Source organism: Bradyrhizobium nivariense (assembly GCF_029846695.2).
GTDB lineage: Bacteria > Pseudomonadota > Alphaproteobacteria > Rhizobiales > Xanthobacteraceae > Bradyrhizobium.
Window position 1 is genome coordinate 1 of sequence record NZ_JARWCR020000012.1, and the last position, 25,285, is coordinate 25,285.

17 protein-coding genes are annotated in these 25,285 nt (G+C 62.8%); 11 read left to right on the forward strand and 6 right to left on the reverse strand.

The features are described from left to right. Nucleotides 1–193: 193 nt before the first annotated feature. From QCM77_RS12245 to QCM77_RS12265, 5 genes are all read left to right on the forward strand, one after another. Entirely contained in the window at nucleotides 194–1,591 is a 1,398-nt protein-coding gene (locus tag QCM77_RS12245) for a hypothetical protein (RefSeq protein ID WP_279665351.1), read from the forward strand. Continuing rightward, nucleotides 1,588–2,739 (forward strand): Gfo/Idh/MocA family protein, encoded by a 1,152-nt coding sequence (locus QCM77_RS12250; RefSeq protein ID WP_279665352.1) that lies wholly within the window; start codon nucleotides 1,588–1,590, stop codon nucleotides 2,737–2,739. Before QCM77_RS12245 ends, QCM77_RS12250 begins: the two co-directional genes overlap by 4 nt. Nucleotides 2,740–2,749: 10 nt before the next feature. Next, nucleotides 2,750–3,955: a dihydrodipicolinate synthase family protein gene (locus tag QCM77_RS12255; protein WP_279665353.1), complete on the forward strand. Its 1,206-nt coding sequence runs from the start codon at nucleotides 2,750–2,752 to the stop codon at nucleotides 3,953–3,955. Next, nucleotides 3,955–4,818 (forward strand): sugar phosphate isomerase/epimerase family protein, encoded by an 864-nt coding sequence (locus QCM77_RS12260; RefSeq protein ID WP_279665354.1) that lies wholly within the window; start codon nucleotides 3,955–3,957, stop codon nucleotides 4,816–4,818. Before QCM77_RS12255 ends, QCM77_RS12260 begins: the two co-directional genes overlap by 1 nt. Nucleotides 4,819–5,424: 606 nt before the next feature. Continuing rightward, a complete protein-coding gene (locus tag QCM77_RS12265) occupies nucleotides 5,425–7,539 on the forward strand; it encodes an MASE1 domain-containing protein (RefSeq protein WP_279665355.1) in 2,115 nt (704 codons plus the stop codon). Here QCM77_RS12265 and QCM77_RS12270 read toward each other — a convergent pair. Beyond that, a complete protein-coding gene (locus tag QCM77_RS12270; RefSeq protein WP_279665357.1) occupies nucleotides 7,534–8,196 on the reverse strand; it encodes a response regulator transcription factor in 663 nt (220 codons plus the stop codon). The two genes, QCM77_RS12265 and QCM77_RS12270, sit on opposite strands and share 6 nt — an antisense overlap. Nucleotides 8,197–8,679: 483 nt before the next feature. Here QCM77_RS12270 and QCM77_RS12275 point away from each other — a divergent pair, with 483 nt between their 5' ends. Beyond that, nucleotides 8,680–10,122: an OpgC domain-containing protein gene (locus QCM77_RS12275; protein WP_279665359.1), complete on the forward strand. Its 1,443-nt coding sequence runs from the start codon at nucleotides 8,680–8,682 to the stop codon at nucleotides 10,120–10,122. Between the two features lie 753 nt (nucleotides 10,123–10,875). Here the strand turns inward: QCM77_RS12275 and QCM77_RS12280 are convergent. The 5 genes from QCM77_RS12280 to QCM77_RS12300 all read right to left on the reverse strand — a co-directional run bounded on the left by QCM77_RS12280 (nucleotide 10,876) and on the right by QCM77_RS12300 (nucleotide 18,744). Further along, nucleotides 10,876–12,414: a Spy/CpxP family protein refolding chaperone gene (locus QCM77_RS12280; protein ID WP_279665361.1), complete on the reverse strand. Its 1,539-nt coding sequence runs from the start codon at nucleotides 12,412–12,414 to the stop codon at nucleotides 10,876–10,878. Nucleotides 12,415–13,384: 970 nt separating this feature from the next. Then, nucleotides 13,385–14,572 carry a 6-phosphofructokinase gene (locus QCM77_RS12285; protein ID WP_279665363.1) on the reverse strand — a complete coding sequence of 396 codons (1,188 nt, stop codon included), beginning with the start codon at nucleotides 14,570–14,572 and terminating at the stop codon, nucleotides 13,385–13,387. A gap of 90 nt (nucleotides 14,573–14,662) precedes the next feature. Beyond that, the gene (locus QCM77_RS12290; protein WP_511337194.1) at nucleotides 14,663–15,814 is read right to left on the reverse strand and encodes a fructose-1,6-bisphosphatase; all 1,152 of its coding nucleotides are present in this window, start codon (nucleotides 15,812–15,814) and stop codon (nucleotides 14,663–14,665) included. A gap of 254 nt (nucleotides 15,815–16,068) precedes the next feature. Continuing rightward, nucleotides 16,069–17,283 (reverse strand): ornithine--oxo-acid transaminase, encoded by a 1,215-nt coding sequence (gene rocD, locus QCM77_RS12295; protein WP_279665367.1) that lies wholly within the window; start codon nucleotides 17,281–17,283, stop codon nucleotides 16,069–16,071. A gap of 228 nt (nucleotides 17,284–17,511) precedes the next feature. Next, complete coding sequence (locus QCM77_RS12300) at nucleotides 17,512–18,744, reverse strand: cytochrome P450 (RefSeq protein WP_279665369.1); 1,233 nt, start codon at nucleotides 18,742–18,744, stop codon at nucleotides 17,512–17,514. 107 nt (nucleotides 18,745–18,851) lie between these two features. Here QCM77_RS12300 and QCM77_RS12305 point away from each other — a divergent pair, with 107 nt between their 5' ends. The 5 genes from QCM77_RS12305 to QCM77_RS12325 all read left to right on the forward strand — a co-directional run bounded on the left by QCM77_RS12305 (nucleotide 18,852) and on the right by QCM77_RS12325 (nucleotide 25,195). Beyond that, on the forward strand, nucleotides 18,852–19,406 hold the full coding sequence (locus QCM77_RS12305; RefSeq protein ID WP_279665372.1) for a phosphonopyruvate decarboxylase: 555 nt from the start codon (nucleotides 18,852–18,854) through the stop codon (nucleotides 19,404–19,406). Then, entirely contained in the window at nucleotides 19,403–19,993 is a 591-nt protein-coding gene (locus QCM77_RS12310) for a thiamine pyrophosphate-dependent enzyme (protein ID WP_279665375.1), read from the forward strand. Before QCM77_RS12305 ends, QCM77_RS12310 begins: the two co-directional genes overlap by 4 nt. A gap of 134 nt (nucleotides 19,994–20,127) precedes the next feature. Further along, the gene (locus QCM77_RS12315; protein WP_279665542.1) at nucleotides 20,128–20,829 is read left to right on the forward strand and encodes a TetR/AcrR family transcriptional regulator; all 702 of its coding nucleotides are present in this window, start codon (nucleotides 20,128–20,130) and stop codon (nucleotides 20,827–20,829) included. A gap of 1 nt (nucleotide 20,830) precedes the next feature. Further along, nucleotides 20,831–22,024, forward strand: a complete 1,194-nt coding sequence (locus tag QCM77_RS12320; RefSeq protein ID WP_279665378.1) for an efflux RND transporter periplasmic adaptor subunit — start codon at nucleotides 20,831–20,833, stop codon at nucleotides 22,022–22,024. A 75-nt stretch (nucleotides 22,025–22,099) separates the two neighbouring features. Beyond that, a complete protein-coding gene (locus QCM77_RS12325; protein WP_279665381.1) occupies nucleotides 22,100–25,195 on the forward strand; it encodes a MexW/MexI family multidrug efflux RND transporter permease subunit in 3,096 nt (1,031 codons plus the stop codon). The last annotated feature ends 90 nt before the right edge of the window (nucleotides 25,196–25,285 follow it).

A 25,285-nucleotide genomic window follows, 5' to 3' on the forward strand; every position in this document is an offset into this window, starting at 1 on the left:
CGCCCCGCCACCACCCCCATCGGCCGCGAAAACGGACCTGCCCACTTCGCGCCCGGCGCCTGAGGTCGTTCAAAAAAGCCCGAAATCGAACTTCACTCCCGCACAAGACATTGCGCAAAGCCCTCGCAAGCGGGAGAGGTGCACCGTCGCTGCGGCCAAATCTGTCTCCATCAACTCCATATGGCAAAGCACCATGTCACCCCGCCTGAAGCTGCGAGATATCGCCTTCTTCGAACGTCCCGTGCATTTCGCGCGGCCGTTCCGCTTCGGCGCGATCACGATCAACGCGACGCCCCAGCTGTTCGTGCGGGTCGAGATCGAGGTCGAGGGCAGAGGAACCGCCGTCGGCGCCAGCGCCGAGCTGCTGGTGCCAAAATGGTTCGACAAGCGGCCGGAGCTGTCGCCGGCGCAGACCGTCGATGGCTTGCGTCGCTCGCTGGAGATCGCACGGGGGCTTTATCTTGCGCGAACTGGATTTATGACAGCATTCGATCTGCATGCCTCGTGCATCGGTGCCCAGGTCGCAACCTGTGCGAAAAAGAACATTCCGGCGCTTGCGGCGGCTTACGGCCCCGCGGAAATCGACAAAGCGATCCTCGATGCGCTGCTCCGCGCCGCCGAGACCAGTTTTTTCGACGGCATGGCCGGCAACATCGCCGGCATCGATGCGCGGCTTTCGCCTGACCTGAAGGAAACGGATCTCACGACGTTTCTATCCAGCCGGAAGCCGCTGCCGCGTGTTGCCATCAGACATACCGTCGGCCTCGACGATACCGTTGAAGGTGAGGGCGGGGTTGCCGATGCCCGCGAGAACTCCGGTGCAAGATACTTCAAGCTGAAGCTGTCGGGTGACCCCGTAGCCGATGCAGCGCGGCTGGCGCGCATTGGCAAGGAGCTCGATGCACTGGAGCGTGACTACAAGGTGACGCTCGACGCCAACGAACAATATGCCGATCTCGCGGCGTTGCATGCACTGATCGACCGGCTTGACCATGATCTCGCGCTGCGATCGATTTCATCAAGACTGCTCTATATCGAGCAGCCGATGCCGCGCGACATCACCCGGCAGACACCGCTCGGTTCGCTCGCCGCGCGCGGCTTCATCATCGATGAGGCCGATGATTCCTACGATGCCTTTCCCGCGGCGCGGGCGCTCGGCTATCGCGGCATTTCCTCGAAATCCTGCAAGGGGCTTTACAAGTCCATCGTCAACGCGACGCGCGCGGCGAAATGGAGCGAAGGCGCCGAGACGTTCTTCGTGACCGGCGAGGACCTCACCTGCCAGGCGGGCCTTGCCGTACAGCAGGATCTCGCGCTCGGCGCGTTCATCGGAATCGCGCACGCCGAGCGCAACGGCCATCACTATGTCGACGGCTTTGGCGATACGCCCGCGGCCGAGGTGCAGGCCTTCGCTGCCGCGCATCCCGATCTCTACGCCGATGCGGGCCAAGGCATCCGCCTCAACATTCACAGCGGCGATCTCCTGACGGGATCGCTGACCGCAACGGGCTTTGCGACGTCGGTCCATCCGGATTGGTCGGCGCTCGCCCCGCTCGAACAGCCAAAATCACTCTGGGAGAAATCGGCATGACCACCCAACGCCTCGGCCTCATCATGAACGGCGTCACCGGCCGCATGGGCCTCAACCAGCATCTGATCCGCTCGATCGTCGCGATCCGCGAGCAGGGCGGCGTCCGCTTGAAGAACGGCGACCGCGTGATGCCCGATCCGATCCTGGTCGGCCGCAGCGCCGAGAAGGTCGAAGGGCTCGCCAAGCTCTACAACATCGCGCGCTGGACCACCGATCTCGATGCGGCCCTCGCGGACAAGAACGACACCATGTTCTTCGATGCCGCGACCACGCAGGCGCGGCCCGGCCTGCTGACCCAGGCCATCAATGCCGGCAAGCACGTCTATTGCGAGAAGCCGATCGCGACGAATTTCGAGGAGGCGCTCGAGGTCGTCAAGCTCGCCAACGCCAAGGGCGTCAAGCACGGTACGGTGCAGGACAAGCTGTTCCTGCCCGGCCTCAAGAAGATCGCTTTCCTGCGCGACTCCGGCTTCTTCGGCCGCATCCTCTCGGTGCGTGGCGAGTTCGGCTATTGGGTGTTCGAGGGCGGCTGGCAGGAGGCGCAGCGGCCGTCATGGAATTACCGCGACGAGGACGGCGGCGGCATCATTCTCGACATGGTCTGCCACTGGCGTTACGTGCTCGACAATCTCTTCGGCGAGGTCGAGAGCGTGAGCTGCATCGGCAATACCGACATTCCCGAGCGTTTCGACGAGCAGGGCAAGAAGTACAAGGCCACCGCGGACGACTCGGCTTATGCGACGTTCCAGCTCAAGGGCGGCGCCATCGCCCACATCAACATGTCCTGGGTGACGCGCGTCTATCGCGACGACCTCGTCACTTTCCAGGTCGACGGTACGCTGGGCTCGGCAGTCGCCGGCCTCTCCGACTGCATGATCCAGGCGCGTCAGGCGACGCCCCGGCCGGTGTGGAATCCGGACGAGAAGCGGCTGCACGATTTCTACGGCGACTGGCAGAAGCTGCCTGACAATTTCAGCTACGACAACGGCTTTAAGGAGCAGTGGGAGATGTTCATTCGCCACGTCTACGAGGATGCGCCCTATAAGTTCACGCTGCTCGAAGGCGTCAAGGGCGTGCAGCTTGCCGAATGCGCGCTGAAGAGCTGGAAGGAGCGGCGCTGGATCGATGTCGCCCCGATCAAGGTCTGAGGAGGGAACAATGAACAAGCCCGTCCTGCCCAAGCCCGTCCTGCCGATGTCGTCATTGTCGCTGAAATTGCCGAAAGCCGATCGTTCGATCGAGACCTACCGGCTCGCGGCGTCGCGAAGCTTTCCCGCAAAGCTCGAGGGCCCGCTGAACCGCATCGCCTTCTCGGCCGTGCATACGGTGGTCGATCCCTTCGCCGACAACGATCCCTGGCTTTCGGTTGCCGTCGACTGGGACAGGACCATCGCCTTCCGCGAGCACGTCTGGGACCTCGGGCTCGGCGTTGCGGAAGCCATGGACACCGCGCAGCGCGGCATGGGGCTGGACTGGCCGACCTCGCTGGAGCTGATCACGCGTTCGGTCACCGCCGCCAAGCGGCGCAACGCGCTGGTGTTCTCCGGAGCGGGCACCGACCATCTCGCGGTAGAGGATGCCAAGAATCTCGACGACGTGATCCGCGCCTATGAGGAGCAGATCTCAGCGGTCGAGAAGGTCGGCGGCCGCATCATCTTGATGGCATCGCGCGCACTGGCGAAGCTGGGCCGCGACGCCGATGATTACGCAAAAGTCTATGATCGCGTGCTGTCGCAGGTCCGCGAGCCCGTCATCATTCACTGGCTCGGCGACATGTTCGATCCAGCGCTGATGGGATACTGGGGCACCAACGATCTCGACAAGGCGATGGATATTGCGGTCGCCATCATCAACGGCAACGCCGCCAAGGTCGACGGTGTCAAGGTTTCGCTGCTCGACAAGCAGTGCGAGATCGATATGCGCAGGCGTCTCGACAAGCGCATCAAGATGTACACCGGCGACGACTTCAACTATGCGGAGTTGATCGCCGGCGACGGCGAAGGCTTTTCGCACGCGCTGCTCGGCATTTTCGATGCGATCGCGCCGGCGGCGTCCTACGCGCTGTCGCGGTTGGCAGCGGGTGACGAAGCCGGCTTCCACGACGTGCTGGGACCGACGGTGCCGCTGTCGCGCCACATCTTCAAGGCGCCGACGCGCTTCTACAAGACCGGCGTGGTGTTCATGGCGTATCTCAATGGCCACCAGGACCATTTCACCATGGCCGGGGGGCAGGAGAGCACGCGTTCGATGCTGCATCTGGCCGAGCTGTTCCGGCTGGCCGATCAGGCCGGTCTGCTCGCCAATCCAGAGCTGGCGACGCGCCGGATGAAGGCCGTGCTGGCCCCGCACGGGATCGAATCCTGATGCGTGATTTCTCGTCCGACCATCGCTGGCTGTCGCTGAACACGGCGACGGTCCGCAACCAGGGTGATCTCGTTCAGATCATCGACGCCTGCGCACGTCACGGCATCCGTGCCATCGATCCCTGGCGCGACCAGGTCGCCGCCGTCGGTCTCGACCGCGCCGCGCGCGCCGTGCGCGACACCGGCCTTGATCTCTCCGGCTATTGCCGCGGCGGCATGTTCACCTCCGACGTATCACGTCGAGGCGAGGTCCGTGACGACAACCGCCGCTGTGTGGACGAAGCCAAGGCGCTGGGTGCGCCTTGCATCGTGCTCGTCGTCGGCGGCCTGCCGCAATATTCGCGGCCGGGCAGCGAGGCGTCGAAGGATATCGCCGGCGCGCGGACCCAGGTCGAGGAAGCACTCGCTGATATGCTCGACTACGCCAGACAGGCAAAGCTGCCGCTGGCGATCGAACCGCTGCATCCGGCCTATGCGGCGGACCGCGCCTGCGTCAACACGACGAAGCAGGCGCTCGACATCTGCGACCGGCTTGACCCTGATCGCAGCGGCATGCTCGGCGTCGCGCTCGACGTCTATCACATCTGGTGGGACCCCGAGCTGATGGGCCAGATCGCGCGCGCCGGCAAGGACCGGCTGCTGGCGTTCCATGTCTGCGACTGGCTGGTGCCGACCAGGGACATTCTCAACGATCGCGGCATGATGGGCGACGGCGTCATCGACATCAAATCCGTGCGCGCAGCGGTCGAAACACGGGGTTTTGCCGGCTATTCCGAGATCGAGATCTTCTCCAACGACTGGTGGAACAAGCCGATGGACGAGGTGCTGCGGACCTGCATCGAACGGCACAGGACCGTGGTTTAGGTCACGCGCGCGCTGCCCTCACGGGCTTGCGACCTGTTGCAGCCTGTTGAAGCGCGCCTTCTGCTCGCCGCTCAGCGTGGCCTAGAACTCATCCAGGGCGGGTTCGACCAGCTTGGCGGCCGTCAGCATGGCCTCTCTGAAATTGACGTCCGCTTTCAGCGGCAGAATGGAGATTGGTCGGAGTTACTGCCGGCTCGCCCCGATCGCGAGTGAACCATTTCAGACTTCGCGGGGAGGAGCGTGCTGCTAACTCGAAATGGGTAGTTTCCTCAACGAACCCGATTTGCGATTATGCAGGGCAATTGCGGTGGCCACCGGGGTTGTGGGGGCGGCTTTGATTCCTATCAGAGTCAGCGACAGGCCGCTTAGCTCCGAAAGAGTTTGCCCTCGTGACCAAACACGCGCCGTCTCTTCGTCCGTCAGCAGACCGCAGTGATCAATTCGATCTGAGCGCATCCTGTCGAGTTTGCATTGTCGCAGCGGTCGGACGTAGTGGTGTCGATCAACCGCCTGGGTAAACGGGAAAGCAGCGATCATTGATCTTTTCAAGGAGATCAAAAGGTCAGCCATGCTGGACGATGCAACTGCCTAGTCTAGGCGTCGACGATGTCAGATCTACGATCACTTGCGCCGGAGATAAAGTTCCGCCGAGGCATTAGCTATGCCGGCGGTCTGGTCGCAATTGGCGTGATCTATTTCGTCCTGGCAAAAGGCGGCCTTACCCTCGCCTCTATTAATCCCAGTGCAACGCCAATTTGGCCGCCGACGGGTGTCGCGCTGGCGGCGGTGCTGTTGCGGGGATATTGGACCTGGCCCGCAATTTTTATTGCAGCAATGATCGCCAATGCGACGACGGCCGGCTCGGTTGCCACCGCAATTGCGATTGCGACCGGCAACACTCTTGAAGCCATTGTTGGCGCTTATCTGGTCAATCGATGGTCGAGCGGCTGCAATACGTTTTCGAGACCAGATTCTGTCGCAAAGTTTGCTTTGATCTGCATCGTGATCGCGACGCCGATCAGCGCGAGCATTGGTCTGACCAGCCTGGCGGCCGCCGGGTACATCGATCGGACCGATTTCGTGAACGCCTGGGTCACGTGGTGGCTGGGAGACGTGACCGGCGCGCTGGTCATTGCCCCCGCACTCGTACTTTGGACATCAAGCCGCTACCGTGCTTTCAGCCGCAATGAATTGTTGGAGACGGTCGGCGTCCTCGCAACAGCGGCGGTTGTTGGACTCATTGCTTACAGTCCGCTGATCGCGCAGACGCCGAGCCGGGATCCGCTGGGTTTTCTCGCCATCCTGCCGATGTTGTGGGCGGCGCTGCGCCGCGGTCCGCGGGACACCGCAACGGTTGCGCTGGTGCTTGCCGGCATCACCATTTGGGGGACGCTCACGGGCGGCGGCCCGTTCACGACCGCGGATCTCAACGCTTCGTTCCTGCTGGTGTTGATGTTCCTGATCAGTATTACAGTTCCGAGCCTGCTCCTGAGCGCCGACGTCGAGGTCCGCAAGAAGGGGGAGGAAAGGCTGCGCCGCGCGCAGATCGAACTCGAACGCAAGGTCGCGGAGCGTACGCAGGAGCTCGAGCTCGCCAATGCAGCAAAATCGCGCTTTCTTGCCATGGCAAGCCACGATTTGCGGCAGCCACTCCATGCGCTGGGCCTGTTCGTTGCCCAACTGCGCACGGGATCGGGGGAACGGATAAGGACGATCGAGCTGGTCGATGCAACGCGCAAGGAAATGGATGAAATGCTCAATTCGCTCCTGGATATGTCCCGGCTCGATGCTGGGATACTCATACCCACAATTACTGAATTCCCGATCGCGCGCCTGTTGCAAAAAATTGAGACGACATTTGATCAAGCAACGCGAGAAACGGGCTTGCGTCTGCGGGTCAGGCGAAGTGACGCCTGGGTGCGGAGCGACGCCATGCTGCTCGAACGCATACTGCTCAATTTGGTATCCAATGCGGTGCGCTATACATTGCGGGGCGGGATCATTGTCGGTTGTCGTCGGCGCGGTCAGATGTTGCGCATCGAAGTATGGGATAGTGGTTCCGGCATTCCTGAGGATCAGAAGCAGAATATCTTTGGCGAGTTTTTTCAACTTGCTGCTCGAGACCGGAACCGGTACGGCAGCATGGGGCTCGGCTTGGCTATCGTCGACAGGCTTCGCCTGCTTCTCAACCATCCAATCGACGTAGCTTCGACTGTGGGCCGTGGTTCGCGATTCGCGATCCTGGTTCCGATGGCCGAAGAACGCGACTCGTCCACCGAGCCCGTCGACTCGCCACACCCCGCGGCCTTTGCTGTCGAAGGCAAGGTCGTTCTTGTTATTATCGATGCTCCAATCGTGCAGGAGGGAACGGTCGGATTGCTTGGCAGATGGGGATACACCGTCCTGACCACCGGATCCGACGAAGTGGCGCTTATCCGACTTGCGGAGCGCCGACAACGCCCCGATCTCATAATCTCGGATTATCATCTTGCGAGCGGAAAGACCGGGATCGGAGCCATTGAACAAATCAATGCGGCGTTTGGTTCATCCATTCCTGCTATTCTCATCAGCGGCGATACGGCACCTGAACCAGCACGTGAGGCCAAGGATAGGGGATACGTTATGCTGCACAAGCCCGTCGACCCAATGCGGCTCCGCGCTGTCATGCACGAGCTCTTTATGGATCATGACGACAGAAGAGATGACCGGTCGGCTTCATGACCCGGATTTCGGTGACGAGTCCCAGCCCATTTTTCCCACCTTTATGACTGCCTCGGTGCGGCTCGTTACGCCGAGCGCCTTGAGAACGACCGTGATGTGGTTCTTCACAGTCGGCACTGCCATGTTGAGGGTCTTGGCAATGACCTTGTTGCTTTTTCCCTTCATCAGAAGCGCAAGTACTTCGATCTGCCGATCGGTCAATCCGAGGCCCTTAAGAAAGTCGGGCGTCGTTGGTTTATTTGTAGGCCGCGGAGACGGTGTTTCCTCCAGGATTTCCGAGGGAATGTAAATGCCGCCGGAGAACACCAGCTCAATGGCGTTGAGCATGACCTCTCGTCCGGTCGTTTTTGGGATGAAACCCAGAGCGCCAAGTTTGAAAGCGCGCTTCACCGTGTCTTGATCATTCGAGGACGAGAGAATGATGATGGCAATGGTCGGATAGCGGTCTCGCAGTTCGCGGAGGACAGAGAAGCCATCTCTGTCAGGCAAATTGATATCAAGCAAGATAAGGCTGACGTCGGGATGTTCCTCGACTATGTCCATTGCCTGACGGCTGCTCGAAGCTTCAAATATGACGGCTTCTCGCTTCACTTGTCTGAGAACGGCGTACAACGCCTCGCGTATCAATGCATGATCGTCAACAATAAGAACTTTCATGAAAAGCTCTCCGTCATCCCATGGCGCGGAGATCCAATTGAAGCAATCATACACCCAGGTTTGGGTCTTTGGCGAGGAATAGGCTGGCGGGGAGACGGACCCTGAAACCGTCCATTCTTCATCCCTGGCCGAGCCAGCGGTTCAAGGTTAGGCCTTCAAGATAGAAGCCGAATGCCGTTGTGTGCTGTAATTGAAACAAGATCACAGGACCCCGAAAAGCGAGTGCGGACCACGAGAGTCGCGGGCTTCAGAGTGCGGATACCTGTAAGGACCATGATCATAGGACCTAAGACCCCCCTTGTGAGGACGTCCGGATGATTTACCCGCTGTACCGTTGAACGATAATCGTCAACCGACAGCCTCCCGCGTCAGGAGGTTGTACCAGGCGTCGCCATAATTCGCCGCCGGGTTTGGCGCAGCTGATGTTTTTCGTCAGATTCGATCCCTCTTGAAACCTGCTTGGATGCCGGACGGGGGAACCAGATGCTTGACCGACCTGCCACCCCGAAACCGTTGGCAAGCCCGCTTCCGGAGCTAAACGGTTATGGCCGCGATCTGCGCATTGATGCCTGCCGCGGCATCGCGCTCTGGTGCATCTTTCTCAACCATGTCCCCAACAACGTCGGCAGCTGGCTGACGCTGCGCAACTACGGCTTCAGCGATGCCGCGGAAGTATTCATGTTTCTCTCGGGTTTGACCTGCGCGTTGTCCTACGGCAAGGCACGGCAGAGCGCGGGCTGGACCGGCGTGATCGGCCGGACGCTGTGGCGAAGCTGGGATATCTATGTCGCATTTCTGCTGCTCACGCTCGCCTGCGCCGTCGTGGTTCACCTCGCAGGCGGCGGCACTCTTGCCGACAGGAGCAATACGCGCATTCTGCTGGAACAGCCGGGCGTGACGCTCGCGCACGCGGCGATCCTGCAATACCGCCCGGTCAACACCGACATCTTGCCGCTCTTCGTGCTTTACCACTTTTTGTTCGCGCCGCTGCTGTGGCTGCTGCTGCGAGCGCCGAACGCAACGCTCGGCGCGTCGCTGTTGCTTTATACGCTGGTGCACGTCTTCGGCTGGACCATCCCGGCATGGCCGACCGGGCACTGGTTCTTCAATCCGCTGGCCTGGCAACTGCCGCTTGTACTTGGCGCGTGGTGGATCATCGAGGGCAAGAGATTCCGGCCGTGGGTGACCTCACGTGCCGCCCTTGTGCCTGCCGTTCTCTATCTGGTGTTCAGCCTCGTCGTCGCATTGAGCTGCAGCATCAAACCGCTGGAAGCGCTGGTCCCGCAGCCGCTGCTGACGCTGCTTTACCCGATGGACAAATCGAATCTCGCTCCATTGCGACTGCTGCATTTTTTGGCCCTTGCGGTTTTGGCGGCATGGTTCGTGCCTCGCGATTGGCGAGGGCTGACGGCGGCGGTGATGCGTGGCGCCATTCTCTGTGGCCAGAATTCGCTGCCAATCTACTGTCTCGGCGTTCTGCTGACGCTGGCCAGTCACCTGGCGCTACTCGACGTCTCGGACGGGCTGATGATGCAGATCGCGCTCAGTGTTGGTGGCGTCCTGGTGATGGTCGCGGCGGCGACGCTGCTGAACTTGATCAACACCAAGCCCAGGCAGCCGCCGCACGCGACGCCCGCCGACTTGCCTGTCCAGGAGGCGACCAGGTTTGAGCTGGTCATCAATCTCAAGACGGCCAAGACACTCGGCGTCAAGACACTCGGCGTTATGCCACCCGCGCTGCTCGCCCATGCCGAAGCAGGTGATCCCTTAATCTTCCGGCCATCGTACAGGAGCCAAGGCCATGATTTACCGCCCAAGGACCCACAAGGGAGCGGCGCTGATCGCGGCGTACGTGACGTTTGCCTGCGTAGCGGCATTACTATCGGTCAACCTGACATCACCTACCAGTGCCACGCTCGGCGCTGACTGGCAGTGCAGCCGGTTTGCGCTCGTATTCACGACCTGCACGCCGGTGCGTGCACACGAAACCGTTTTCACCGGCCCGCGCAAGCCGACCTAGTACACCACAAACCGGACACCATGCTGCGAATGTCTGCTGAAGTCAGCGGACATGCTGTGCGAGGACTCCGTTCCTAATTTGAGTCGGGCTGCCGATGCGGTCGGCCATTCGGTCGGTGCCGAAGCGGGTCAGACCGAGCGGTTCAGCGAGCTGGCGAACTGGTAGGAGTACCACCAACGAGAGGTGGACAGCCATCAGCTTTCGGGCAGAATGTCATCACCCCGATGCCGCAGACGCGCCACAATCTGCGCCAGATCGGATGCGGTAATCGGTGGCATCAACGATCAGCAGGTACGGCGGATGTACCCATGCCTGATGATCTTGAATGGCCCCGACGCGTAATCGTCGGGGCCATTGTTGTGATCGGCGTGGCATGGCTGGCGACTTTTGCCGAAGGCTCGGCGTGGTCCAGCCCCGGGTCCGTTCTATTGCGCCGAAAAAGAAAGACCGCCCGAAGGCGGTCTTGCAGTCCAATGCGCCGGGTCAAAATAGTTTCGGGATCAAACTTCGTCCGGCCCGGCCTGATCGCAAGCTAACCATCATCCAGGGAAGAGCGGCTCACAATGAAAGTGTCAGTCCTGAAATGGACTGCACCTGTGGCTTCGGGAGCCCGTCGTTCGGCCGCTGCGCAATTGCAACGAGAGAATGCGACGCTGCCCTCACGGGCTTGCGACCTGTTGCAGCGTGTTGAAGCGCGCCTTCTGCTCGCTGCTCAGCGTGGCGTAGAACTCGTCCAGGGCGGGTTCGACCAGCTTGGCGGCCGTCAGCATGGCCTCGAGCCGGTGCTGCATCGCCTCCAGCCGTCCAACCGGCGTCAGCGGCACATCGTTCGGACAGGCCGCCTGCAGGTCCTCAACGCCCTTCGCCGTCGCTTCGCTGAGGCGGTCGAGCGCCTCCTTCTGCTTGCCCGCGGGGTGAAGCACAGCCTCGATCCTTTGGATCGGCAACTGGGTCAGGCCGGACTTCGGATCGCCGCAGCCCTCGGCACTGGCTTCCTGGGCACTGGCTTGCTGCTGCGTCGGCGAGCGGTCGCCGATATTGGGGCCAAGCGCGTTGAAGCGGGCCTGCTGCTCGTCATTGAGTGAGTTGTAGAAATTCTCCAGTGCCGGTCGCACGATCTTGACCGCTTCCAGCGTCGCACTGACGCGGTTCATCATTGCCCGCAAGCGGCCGGCCGGCGTCAACGCATAGGTCTCCGCGCAGGAGTCCTTGAACACATCTGCGGCCCTTGCCGCCGCAGCCTTCAACTCGTCGAGCAACGCGCGTTGCTCCGGCGTCGGCCGCACCGCCCGCGCGATATCGGCAAGCGGCCAAGCGGTGACGCCCTTGTCCGGTGTGCCGCACAATTGCTGTAGCGTTTGCGGGCTCACGCTGGGGCGCTGGCGCGTACGGGTGCCGCCGCCGGCCTGCGGATAGTCATACGGGTTGATGCTGGCATAGGCGGCGTAGGGGCTGTCACCACCCCAGAACACGGTGTCGACGAAGTCGTCATACGCGTACGCCCAATAGCCCGGCTCGTAAGCATAGGACCAGAACGTGTAGTCAAAAATGTCGGAGTAGGCGTATGGCCAGAACACCGGGCCAAGCCACGCCACGAATACCGCGGGATGGCGGTGTCGCCAGGCCTGCCGGGGAGCCCAGCCGCTTTGGCGGGCGACGAGAGCCGCTTGGGTTTGCGCAGTGGCTTGCTCGCGGAAGCGCTCGGCGAACCGACCGCGCCCGGCGGCTCGCGTGGCGGCCGCGGCAGCGGTTGCAGTGGGAGCCTGCAGTCCCAGCCGCTGCTGGCGCGCCAGATCAGTTTGCTGCGTGCGCTGCTCGCGCTGCAGCAGGCGGTTCTGCGCCTGGAGCATCCGTTGCTGCTCGCGTTGCGCCCGCGCCCCTTCCGGCTTTTGCGATTGCAATTGCTGCACGCGCTGCTGCAGGCGATCGATGCGGGTCTGGCGCTCCGCGGTCTGGCGCGATAGCACCTCGCGTTGCCGCTGCTCGACGTGCTGCTCGCGTTGTTGAACACGTTGCTCGCGCTCAAGCAGGCGGCTCTGCGACTGCAGCAACCGCTGCTGCTCGCGTTGCGCCCTTGCGCCTTCTGGCTTTTGCGACTGCAATTGCTGCACGCGCTGCTGCAAGCGGTCGACGCGGCCTTGGCGTTCCGCGGATTGGCGCGAAAGCATCTCGCCCGGCCGTGCCGGCCGATCGCTCACGGCCGGCGGTGCGCTTGGGCGCGAGGGGGCGGCGATATGCGGCGTCGGCCGCGGCGCCATGGCCGGACGTTGCGGCGCTGCCGGCGCCCGATGGAATTCAGGCCGCGGCGCCGCCACGTGCGGGGCAACCCGCTGTGGCGGTGCAGCGAAGTGCGGAGTCGGGCGCGGCGGCGGTGAGGCGATGTGTGGCGCCGGATGCGGCGCCATGGCCGGTCGCTGCGGCATGGCCGGGGGATGGAACGCCGGCGCGGCGGGACGCGCCATGGCAGGTGGTGCTGCCGGACGAGCCATGGCAGGTGGTGGTGCCGGCCGGGCCGCCGGCGCTGCGGCCGGTCCCGGTGGTCCACCCCTTCCGTGTCCCTGGCCGGACGCGCCGACGCTCGTCGCCAGCATCGAGACACCAACCAAAAAAGCCGTCAGGCAAACGCCACGCGGAAGCATGATCCTCGCTCCCAGCTCGAAATTGCCCACAACTTTCAACGCGCCGGCGGCGGAATCGTTCGTTGTCGACCGCGGCCGGCATTGCGATCTTCCGACGCAGGCAGCTTCAGGAGAAATCCTGCGTCAGGGGCGTGGCGAACCGCTCCAGCGCCCAGCCGATCTCAAGCGGCTGTCCAGCTTGAGCCAATTGCGGGCAGGGCGCTGACGTCGGAAGACCTTGCAGGGCTATGCCGGCTTCTCGGAGATCGAGATCTTCTCCAACGACTGGGGGGGCAATTGGACGAAGTGCTGCGCACCTACATCGAACGGCACAGGACGGCGGTCACGAGCGCTGCCCTCACGAGCTTGCGACCTGTTGCAGCGCGTTGAAGCGCGCCTTCTGCTCGCCGCTCGGCGTGGCATAGAACTCGTCCAGGGCGGGTTCGACCAGCTTGGCGGCCGTCAGCGTGAGCCCTCTGAATTGACTTCCGCTTTCAGCGGCAGAACGGACATTGGTCGGACTTACTGCTGGCTCGGCAGGTCCGGCACGCTAAGACGCGCGGTTAAGAAAGATCGGCAGCCCCTGCTTGTTGGCGTAGATGGGGCGGTAGCGCTCCGTGTTGTAGCTGCTCGCAACGTCCAATTTGCGCGGACCGAGCTTGGCGTCAGGGATGGGCACGAGGTCGTAGCGGCCCTCGACCAGCGCCGACATGAGGCCGGTCTTGCTTTCCAGCATGGCATCGTAGGCCATGTTACCGAAGGTCAGGGCCACAAGCTTGTCGATGAAGTCCGGATCGCCCGATCGCAGATCGTAGGTGAGATCGGAGGTGATCGTCTCCTCGCCGGTGCGCTGCTTGATCTCGTCGGCAAGCGATTCCGCCACGTTGGCCTTCTTGCGGTGACCGTAGGCGTCAGGCTCGCCGTATTCCCGCAGCTTGTAGCCTTCCCACTGAGCTCCCTCGCTGAGCACGATCAGCGCGTAGTTGCTTGGATTGGCGCGCTTGTCCTCGATGAGCAACTGGATCAGCTTGTCGAGGTCGACCTTATACTCCGGTATGACGCATCGTATCGAGGTCGCATACGCGGTGTAGAGTGCCGTAAATCCGGCATCGCGGCCAAAGACACGGAAAATGCCAATTCGCTCATGCGAGCCGACGGTGGTGCGCTGCCGCTGGATGGCATCGCTGGCGCGGGTGATCGCGGTCGAGAAGCCGATGCAGTACTCGGTGTTGCGGACGTCATTATCCATCGTCTTCGGGATGGCGATGATCTTGACGCCGAGTTCGTTGAGCTTGGCCGCATAACTGAGCGTGTCGTCGCCACCGATGGCGATCAGGTGTTCGATGCCAAGTCCCGAAAGGTTAGCGAGCACCCGGCTGGTGAGGTCCCATGTCTTTGTCGCGATGCCGCCATTGGTGCTCAGCGAGACCGGAACATCATTGCCGACGAGATGATCGGGCAGCTTTTGTATTTTGGAGGGATTGACGCGGCTCGAGTGCAGCACGGTGCCGCCGCGCCGGTCGATGGTTCGAGTGTTTTCACGGTTCAGCGGGATGACGTAGTGGGACCTGCTGTTTGGGTCGTCGAGGTTCAGGTGCGTGAGGGCCTCCCAACCACGGCGCAGACCGACAACCTCGATGTCGTCCTCACTGCCGCGATAAGTCACGCTCTTGATGACTGCATTGAGGCCGGCGACGTCGCCACCGCCCGTGAGAATGCCGATGCGTTTTTTTGCCATATCCACCTCCCGGATCGGCATGTCGTCATAGCGCCTGCATCTGTCGATTGAACGGTGAACGTCGCTCCGGCTTCTGATTGGAGGCGGTCGCTACTCGGCCGCTTCCGGCTTGCGGTCGTCGCGCAGTCGAAAACGCTTCAGCAGCCCGGACACGGTGTCGCGGAAGCCGCCATATTCCAATTCGGAATAGGGTAGCATGGCGGCGCCAGACCAGCCTTGGCTGCGCATCTCGATTGCCTTGCGCTGGGCGCGCCGGCGGACCTCATCCCATGCCGGGTTGTCGAAGAAATCGGTGTAGGACTCGGCAAAGCGGCCTTCCCTGTCGATCGAAAAGCCGATGCAAGAAACGATCGGCAAGCAGTACATGCCGGTAACCGGCGTGTTGAGTGGCACCGGCATGAGCGGCATCACATGCGAGCCGCGTGCATCGCCGCCCACGAAGTGCGCTTTGGCGAACGGCGAGATTATTTCCTCCGGAGCCGGGAAAATCCCCTGGTTCCTGACGATCGCGACTGGATCATCCTTGCCGGTGTACTTGCCTGCGATCGCGTGGAGGCGCTGTGCCGAAACTGCCACGACGACCTCGCCATGGGTTCGAGAAATGATGCGATCGATGCCGAAGCGCTCATTGTCGCGAAGTAGGGCGGCAATGTGGTAGCTGTCGGCGGGTGCGTCGAGCTCGAGGAGGCTGTCGCCGACTGTGTTGTCCATGTCGATGACATGGAAACGGAATCCCTTGATCATCGGAGGCAGCATCAGCCCAGCGCAGTACATGGGGTCGGCAAAGGCGAGATAGAGCGGCAGGTTGTAGGCGCCGGGGCCGCATTTGTCGGCTGCGAACACCATGAAGGACTCCGCGGGTCGCACGCCGGAGAGGCTGTGGTCGAAGCTGAGCTCGGCGACGCCTGGGCCGGCGCCGCGAATGTTCCCGGAAGGCGCGTCGGCGAGAAGATCCTGGCCAGCACCATAGAGCCCGGAGGTTTTCGCGATCGAGGTGGCCGCGAGGAACGTCTTCCAGGCGAGTTGATGGACCTCGGAGCTTCCTTCGCCCCGTGTGTGCGTCATGATGATCGCAATGTCGTCGCCGGTGTGGCAGATGAAACCGTCGATCAGCAGGCCATTGCAGATCGCCTTGGCAACCTCGCCCTCGACAGTCGCCATCATGCGTGAAGACGGTTTTGTATGCCCGCCAACGGAGCCAACGTCAGCTTTGATGACTGAAAGAGTGAGTCTCATGAGCATTTCTCCGATCAGCGCAGCTCAGCGCCTCCGGCCTCGGCGCTTGCTGCGCCGGGCACGGCGCTGCTCATTTGCGGAAAACGTCCGTCGCTCCGATAGGTTCCACGCACCCCGTTCATCCGGTTGCCGGGATCATGCCGAGTTTTGCCTTAGGACCATGCGTCACTATTTGCTGCGCTGCACGAGTCCGGTTCTGGCCGGACCGCTAACTCGTTGCTGGCCGCGGCCGGCATTGCGATCTTCCGACGCAGGCAGCTTCAAGAGAAATCCTGCGTCAGGGTCGTGGCGAACCGCTCCAGCGCCCAGTCGACCTGGTCGCTGGTGATCACCAGCGGCGGGGCGATGCGGATCGTGTGCTCATGGGTATCCTTGGCGAGGATGCCCTTGCCCTGGAGCGCCTCGCAGTAGCGGCGTGCGCGGCCGGCCTCGGGATGCAGCTCGACCGCCAGCATCAGGCCGCGCCCGCGCACCTCGCGGATCGTGTTGGCACGGATATCTTTCAAGCCTTCCAGAAAGCGCGCGCCCTGCGTGGCGGCGTTCTCGATCATGCCTTCCTCGACCAGCACGCGCATCGCCGCGCGCGCCACCGCGCAGGCAAGCGGGTTGCCGCCGAAGGTCGAACCGTGCTGCCCGGGTCTCAACGTACCGAGCACGTCGTTGTTCGAGAGCACGGCCGACACCGGATAGAAGCCGCCGGACAGGGCCTTGCCGAGCAGCGTCACGTCCGCCTCGATGCCCTCGTGCTGCTCGGCGAGCAGCTTGCCGGTGCGGCCGAGCCCGGTCTGGATCTCGTCGAGCACCAGCATCACATTGTTGGCGGTGCAGAGCTCCCGCACCTTGGTGAAATAGCCGGCTGGAGGAATGATGACACCGGCTTCGCCCTGGATCGGCTCGACCAGAAAGGCGACGGTGTTCGGCGTGATCGCTTCTTCCAGCGCCGCGGCGTCGCCGAACGGGATGATCTTGAAGCCCGGAGCGAACGGTCCAAAGTGCTTGCGTGTCTCAGGGTCGGTTGAAAAGCCGACGATGCCCAGCGTGCGTCCGTGGAAATTGTTGGCACAGACGATGATCTCGGCCTGGCCGTCCGGCACGCCCTTCACCTCATAGCCCCATTTGCGCACCGACTTGATCGCGCTTTCGACCGCCTCGGCGCCGCTGTTCATCGGCAGCACCCTGTGGGAGCCGGTCAGCGCCGCGATCTCTTCGTAGAACGGCGCGAGCTGGTCGTTGTGGAAGGCGCGCGAGGTGAGCGTCAGCCTGTGTGCCTGTTCCACCATCGCCGCCAGGATCTTGGGGTGGCAGTGGCCCTGGTTGATCGCCGAATAGGCGGAGAGGCAATCGAGGTAACGGTTGCCGTCGGTATCCCAGACCCAGACACCTTCGCCGCGCGACAGGACGACCCCGATCGGCTCGTAATTGTGGGCGCCAAAGCGTGCTTCTGTTGCGAGGAAATCAATGACCGACGAGGTCATCTGTCGTCACTCCATTGCTGCGCGCCGGCGTCAACCGACTGCACCTGCCGCGCTCAGATTGATGTGGCTATCAGCCTGCCCGCTCGGAAGTCGTGATGCGCGATTGATGGCGTAGTGCCGCCTGATTTGCCTAAAATGTCAAATGGTTCTGCGGATCCAGATGGCAATCTTCCGCCGACCGCCGTCTACTGTGCATGGGGTTGTTTTCGACTTTTTTGTTGTCGGGCCTCAGCCGATCGAGCAGGGCACGCTCAAAAAGCCGCGGAACCGCACCCGTCCGCCGCGCACCGGCTGACCGCTCAAGGCGTAGTTCGGGAAGCGCGCCAAAAAGCGTGAGACCGCGATGGCGCCTTCCAGCCGCGCCAGCGCCATGCCGGCGCATTGATGCGCGCCGGTGGCGAAAGCGAGATGCCGGTTCGGCGTGCGCGCGACGTCGAAGCCTTCCGGATCCGGAAACTGCGCGGGATCGCGGTTGGCAGCGCCGATGCACAGCGTGATCGACGTGCCGGCGTCGAGCATGACGCCGCCGAGTTCGACGCGCTCCGTCGTCATGCGGTTGCCGAGCTGGTTTGAGCTTTCGTAGCGCAGCATCTCTTCGACCGCAGGCTTGATCAGATCCGGATTGCCGATCAAGCGCTGTTTCTGATCCGGGTTCCGGTCGAGCGCGACGAGGCCGTTGCCGATCAGGTTGGTGGTGGTCTCGTGGCCGGCATTGAGCAGGAAGATGCAATTGTGCAGCAGCTCCTTTTCGGTCAGCCGCTCGCCGTTCTCCTCGCCGTTACCTTCTCCTTGGATCAGGCGCGTCAGCACGTCGCGCTCGGGATTGCCGGGCTTTTGGCGCCGGCGCGCAACCAGCGTTTGGAGATAGGCGAGGAAGTCCGTCACGGCCTTGTTGCCGCGGGCGGCCACTTCAGGCGACACGACCGGTTCGAGGGCACCGAGGATCGCCAGCGACCAGTCGCGCAGCGGCTCGCGTTCGTCGTGGGGAACGTCGAGCAGATTGCCGATCACCTCGATCGGGATCGATGCGGCGAAGTCCTCGATCAGCTCGCAATCACCTTTGGCGGCGATGGCGTCGAGCAGGCCGTCGACCAGCTTGATGATATCAGGCTCCATGCCCGCGATCGCGCGCGGCGACAGTGCGCCCATGATCAGGCGCCGCACGCGGGTGTGCGCCGGCGGATCGTTGAACACGAGGCTCGTGGTATGATGCTCGTAGAGCGGGGTGTCGCCGTATTTCGGCGCGAACTCGCGCTTCTTGTCAGAGCTGAACGACTTCGTGTTCTTGTAGGTGGTGACGAGATCGTCATAGCGGGTCAGGAACACGGTGCCGTTCGGCAGGCGCTTGACCGGCTCGTTCTCCCGCAGTGCACGATAAGTCGGGTACGGATTGTCGTAGAATTCCGACGTCAGCTTCTCGAGATCGAAATTGGCCGCCAGTTCTTTCGCATCTGCGTTCATGCCGCCATACTCGCCGGTTGAGACCGATATGCCGTTTTCGCTCTTTCGAGCGGCGCGGGTCACCGTCTACAGTCGAGCCGTGATTTGCAAGCCGACCGGACAGGAAAATGCACGCCCGCGCTGACGCTGCCGACGCGGCCGCCGAGTCTAGCACTCATTGGCCCGATGATATTTTCGCGACCTTGCAACGCTTCGACGTCCGCCAGGTGCCCTACGTGCCCGACGCCGGCCATTCGAGGCTGATCCAGCGCGTGCTGGATTCATCCACGATGCAAGGCATTCCGCTGACGACGGAGGAGGAGGGCGTGGCGCTTCTCGCCGGCGCCTGGACCGGCGGCCAGCGCGGCGTCTTGCTGATGCAGTCGAGCGGGGTCGGCAATTGCATCAACATGCTGTCGCTGATCCCGATCCTGCGCTTTCCGTTCCTCACGCTGGTGACCATGCGCGGCGAGTGGGGCGAGTTCAATCCGTGGCAGGTGCCGATGGGATCGACCACGCAGGGCATATTCGAACTCTCGGGGGTCAAGGTGCTGCGGGCTTCGAACGCAGCCGAGGTGCCGGCCGTGTTGGAGGCGGCGGCCGCGCAGGCCTACAACGCGCTCACGCCCACCGCCGTCCTGCTGTCGCAGCGCCTGATCGGCGCCAAGGTTTTCACCAAATGAGCAAGGCCAATCTCCTCGACCGCCGTCAGGTGGTCTCTATGCTGCTCGCCGACCGCAACGACGTGGTTGCGATCGGCGGCCTCGGGGCCTCCACCAACGATATGTGCGCGGCCGGCGACCATGCCCGCAATTTCTATCTCTGGGGCGGCATGGGCGGCGCCGCGATGATCGGCCTCGGGCTCGCGCTGGCGCAGCCAAATCTGCCGGTGCTGGTCATCACTGGTGACGGCGAGATGCTGATGGGGATGGGCAGCCTCGCCACCATCGGCCTGCAAAAGCCGTCCAACCTCTCGATCGCAGTGCTCGACAACGAGGCCTATGGCGAGACCGGCGGCCAGACCAGCCACACCGCTGCGGCTACCGACCTCGTCGGCGTCGCCAGGGCCTGCGGCATCAAGGACAGTCGGTCTGTTACGACCATGGCCGAGGTTGGGGCCTTCGCCAAAGCCGTCCACGACGTCTCGGCGGGACCGCGCTTTGCCAACGTAAAGATCGACGGCGCCATTCTGGAGCGGATTTTGCCAAGTCGGGATGGGGCTTACGTTCTCAACCGGATCCGCGGCGACCTCGGCTTCCAGCCGATCTAGGCGGCCTTCCGCGGCGTCCCGTCCTGCGCGGGAGCCGTGTGGGCGAAGCCAATTTCCACTGAAATCACAACACATTCAGGTTGCGATGCAGCATAGTGCTTGACTTCTGCGTGGGTGAGTGCTTACTCACTAGCATGAGCTCATTGCGTATGACGAGCGACCTGAGGCGTCAATTGATCCTCGGCGCCGCAAAGCGTTGCTTTGCCCGACACGGATATACCGGCACCACGACAAAGAGCGTGGCGGCCGCCGCTGCCATTTCCGAAGGGCTGCTGTTCAAGCATTTCCCGTCCAAGGCCGCGCTTTACGCCGAAATTCTCAGCGACGAATGCGAGGCGGACCCGGCGCTCATCGAACTGCTCGAACGGAAACCGTCGACCGCCACGCTGGTCGAAGTGATCCGCGGCATGGTCGGGCATTTCCTTCACATCGCCGACGGGCCCGACCAGGAAGAGGCCCAGCGGCTGCGACTGATGGCCACGAGCCATTTGGATGATGGCGAGTTCGCTCGTTTGCTATATGCCAAGATCGAAACGCTGATCGGGACGGCCTTCGTCGCCTCGCTCGAGCGGGCGGTTGCCGCCGGGGACGCGCGGCCATACAACGGCGAACCGCTCAACCTGTTCTGGTTTGCGCATCACACGGTGATGACGGCTGCGCTGACCAGGCTGCCGGCCACGCCGTGTCTCGCTTACGGCAAGGCGAACGACCTCGAGCGGCAGCTCTGTGAGTTTCTCCTGAGGGGTATCGGACTTAACGACGCCGCAATTGCTTCGCATTTGGCCCGCGATCAGGCCGCGGATGCGGGCAAGACGGCGATTGCAGAAAGCGCATGACATGAACATCGTAACCGAACACAAGATTTCGGGCGAACCGATCGACAGCAAGGCTCCCAAGCGTCCGGTCCGGCCGGTGCTCTGGTTCATCATCGTCGGCACGCTTCTGGGCGTGCTCGTCGGTGGCCTCGTCTGGTTCAATTATTTCCGCGGCCAGATGATCAAGCAGTTCTTCGCCAACAACAAGCCGCCGCCGACAGCAGTCAGCGCAGCCGAGGCGAAGTCCGAGGTGGTGCCGAACCTGTTGACCGCTGTCGGCGGGCTCTCCGCCGTGCACCAGGTCGACGTCAGCGCCGACGTCAACGGCCGTGTCACCGAGATCAAGTTCGAGCCGGGCGCGCATGTCGAGGCCGGCATGCCGCTGGTGCAGCTGTTCGACGCGGCCGAGCAGGGCGATCTCGCGAGCTTCAAGGCGCAGGCGACCGTCGCGCAGCTGTCGCTCGACCGCGCCAAGCAACTGGCGTCGCGCCAGTTCGGTCCGCAGGCGACGGTCGATCAGGCGCAGGCTGCCTACGACCAGGCTATGGCCGGCATCGCCAAGACCGAAGCGTTGATCTCGCAGAAGCTGGTCCGCGCGCCGTTCTCCGGCGATCTCGGCGTCCGCAAAGTCGAGGTCGGCCAATATCTCACCGCCGGCACGGCCATCGTCTCGCTGACCGATCTGTCGGAGCTGTGGGCCAACTTCACGGTGACTGAAAAGGATTCGGGCAACCTCAAGGTCGGCCAGCCGGTTCGACTGAAGGTCGACGCCTATCCGGGCCGCACTTTCGACGCCAAGATCACCACGATCGAGCCGCAGATCTCGACCGACACCCGCAACATCCGCGTGCAGGCGACTGTCTCCAATCCGGAGAAGATCCTGAAGCCCGGCATGTTCGTCACCACCACGGTGGTGCTGCCGGACAAGCCGGCCGTGATCACCGTGCCGGAGACGGCGGTCGACTATACGCTGTACGGCGACTCGGTGTTCGTGATCACCGAGAAGAAGGAAGAGGACGGCAAGACCAGCCTGAGCGCGGTGCGCACTTTCGTGCAGACCGGCAACCGGGTCGAAGGTCGCGTCGAAATCGTCAAGGGCGTGAAGCCGGGCGACAAGGTCGTCGCCGTCGGCCAGCTCAAGCTGCAATCGGGCGCGGCGGTGTCGATTTCGACCGACCCGGCTCCGCAGGTCCCGGCGCAGCCGCCGCGATACTGACATCGCACACGTCGAGCATGATCCGGCACGGCCGGGTCATGCGCTTTGCAAGTCAACGAAATCGAGATCGCCGCGATGCGCTTTACTGATATTTTCATCAAACGCCCGGTCCTGTCGATCGTCGTCAGCCTGCTGATCCTGCTGATCGGCCTGCGCGCGGCGACGACGCTGCCGATCCGGCAATATCCGAAGCTGTCGAACACGGTCATCAACATCACGACCGTCTATCCGGGCGCGTCCGCGGACCTGATCCAGGGCTTCATCACCACGCCGATCGAGCAGGCGGTCGCTTCCGCCGAAGGCGTCGACTACATCACCTCGTCCTCGGTGCTCGGCACCTCGACGATCCAGGTCTACATCAAGCTGAACTTCGACCCGAACCAGGCGCTGACCGAGGTGCTGGCCAAGACGAACTCGGTCAAATATCTGATCCCGAAGGAATCCAACGACCCGATCGTCACCAAGACCACGGGCCAGACCACGGCCGTGATGTATCTCGGCTTCTCGTCCGAGGAGCTGTCGGGCTCGGCGATCTCCGACTATCTGACGCGCGTTGTGCAGCCGGTGCTGTCGACGGTCGACGGCGTGGCCTCCGCCGATATTCTCGGTGGCCAGACCTTTGCGATGCGGCTCTGGCTTGATCCCCTGAAGATGGCCGGCCGCAACGTGTCGCCTGCGGATGTCGCGGCCGCGATCACGGCCAACAACTTCCAGTCCGCGGCGGGCCAGACCAAGGGCTATCTCATCGTCTCGAACGTATCGACGAATACGGGCCTGACCGACGTCAACCAGTTCAAGAAGATGATCGTCAAGGCCAAGGACGGCGGCTTCGTGCGGATGGAGGACATCGCCACCGTCGAGCTTGCGGCCCAAAGTACGGACGCGAGCGTCGCATTCAACGGCGAGCACGCGATCTTCATCGGTGTGCAGGCAACGCCGCAGGGCAACCCGCTGACGCTGGTCAAGGGCGTGCGGGCGCTGTTCCCCGAGCTCGAGCGCAATCTGCCGCCGTCGATGAAGATGAAGGTCGCCTACGATTCGACCAAGTTCATCCAATCCTCGATCGACGAGGTCGAGAAGACACTGGGTGAAGCCGTGATCATCGTGATCGTGGTGATCTTCCTGTTCCTGGCGTCGTTCCGTTCGGTCATCATTCCCGTCGTCACCATCCCGCTGTCGATGATCGGCGTCTGCACGCTGATGCTGGCGTTCGGCTTCAGCTTCAACCTGCTGACACTGCTCGCGATGGTGCTCGCGATCGGCCTCGTGGTTGACGACGCCATCGTCGTGGTGGAAAATATCCATCGTCATCTGGAGGAAGGGAAAACGCCGGTCCAGGCGTCGCTGGAAGGGGCGCGCGAAATCGTGGGTCCCGTCGTCTCGATGACCATCACGCTCGCAGCCGTGTACGCGCCGATCGGTTTCCTCGGCGGCCTGACCGGCTCGCTGTTCCGCGAATTCGCCTTCACGCTTGCGGGCTCGGTGATCGTGTCCGGCGTGATCGCGCTGACGCTGTCGCCGATGATGTGCTCAGTGCTGCTGAAGAACACCGAAGAGGGGCGCTTCGCCAAGCTCGTCAACAAGGTATTTGGCGCGCTGACGCGGTGGTACGGCCGCAGGCTCGACCGCTCGCTCGACTACAAGGCCATCACCGGCCTGTTTGCGGTGACCATCCTCGGGCTCGTGGGCTTCCTCTACATGCACACGTCGAAGGAGCTGGCGCCTGAGGAAGACCAGGGCATCGTGTTCGCGGTGACCAAGGCGCCGAAATACGCCAACATCGACTACGTCGATTTCTACGGCGAAAAGCTCGACACCGAGTTCCAGAAATTCCCCGAGACCGATCTGCGCTTCGTGCTGAACGGCATCAACGGCCCGCAGGGCGGTATCGCCGGCATGCTGCTCAAGCCGTGGGAGGAGCGCAAGCGCTCGTCGATCCAGCTGAAGTCGCTGGTGCAGGCCGAGCTCTCCAAGATCGAGGGCGTTCAGGCGTTCGCGTTCAACCTGCCGCCGCTGCCGGGCGGCCCGGGCGGCCTTCCGGTGCAGATGGTGATCAACTCCACCGCGGGGTTCCAGACGGTTTACGAGCAGATGGAGAAGCTGAAGGGCGCCGCCCGCAAGAGCGGCATGTTCATCGTCTCCGACAGCGACCTGGCCTACAATCAGCCGACTGTGAAGGTGACGATCAATCGCAGCAAGGCGCAGGATCTCGGCGTCAATATGCAGAACCTCGGCAGCACGCTCGCGGTGCTGCTCGGTGGCAACTATATCAACCGCTTCAACCTCGAGGGCCGATCCTACCAGGTGATCCCGCAGGTGCCGCGGGGCCAGCGGCTCTCGCCGGAATCGCTCTCCGGGTACTACGTGACGACCAGTACCGGCCAGCAGCTTCCGCTGTCGACGGTGGTGTCGATCGAGACCAAGACCGACCCGAATTCGCTGACACACTATAATCAGCTCAATTCGGCGACCTTCTCGGCCGTGCCGATGCCCGGCGTGACCGTCGGTGCGGCGGTCGACTTCCTCGAGAGCGAGGCCAAGAAGCTGCCGCAGGGCTTCAGCCATGATTATCTCGCTGACAGCAGGCAGTATGTCCAGGAAGGCAACCAGCTCGCGATCACGTTCGGCTTCGCACTGATCATCATCTTCCTGGTGTTGGCCGCGCAGTTCGAGAGCTTGCGCGATCCGCTGGTCATCATGATCTCGGTGCCGATGGCGATCGTGGGTGCGCTGATCCCGCTGTTCTTCGGCATGGCGACCATGAACATCTACACCCAGGTCGGCCTGCTGACCTTGGTGGGCCTGATCACCAAGCACGGCATCCTGATGGTGGAGTTCGCCAACGAGCTCCAGGTCAACGAACGGCTCGACCGCCGCTCGGCGATCGAAATGTCGGCCCGTATTCGTCTGCGGCCGATCCTGATGACCACGGCCGCGATGGTGACGGGCCTGATCCCGCTCCTGACCGCGACCGGCGCGGGCGCGGCCAGCCGCTTCTCGATCGGTCTGGTGGTCGTCGCCGGCATGTCGATCGGCACGCTGTTCACGCTGTTCGTGCTGCCCGCGGTTTACGTGGTGCTGGCGACCGACCATCGCGCGGCGGCCGATTCCGAGCGGAATAAGCAGGTCAATGAACTCGACCTCGGCTCCAAGGTGCTGCGGCCGACCTGAGGCCGCGGGGAAGCGAACTCGAGGGCGGCAGCGGCCCATCCGCTGCCGCCCTTTTCTATTTGCCTCGAGCGTCCCGGCTGCCATTAGGCT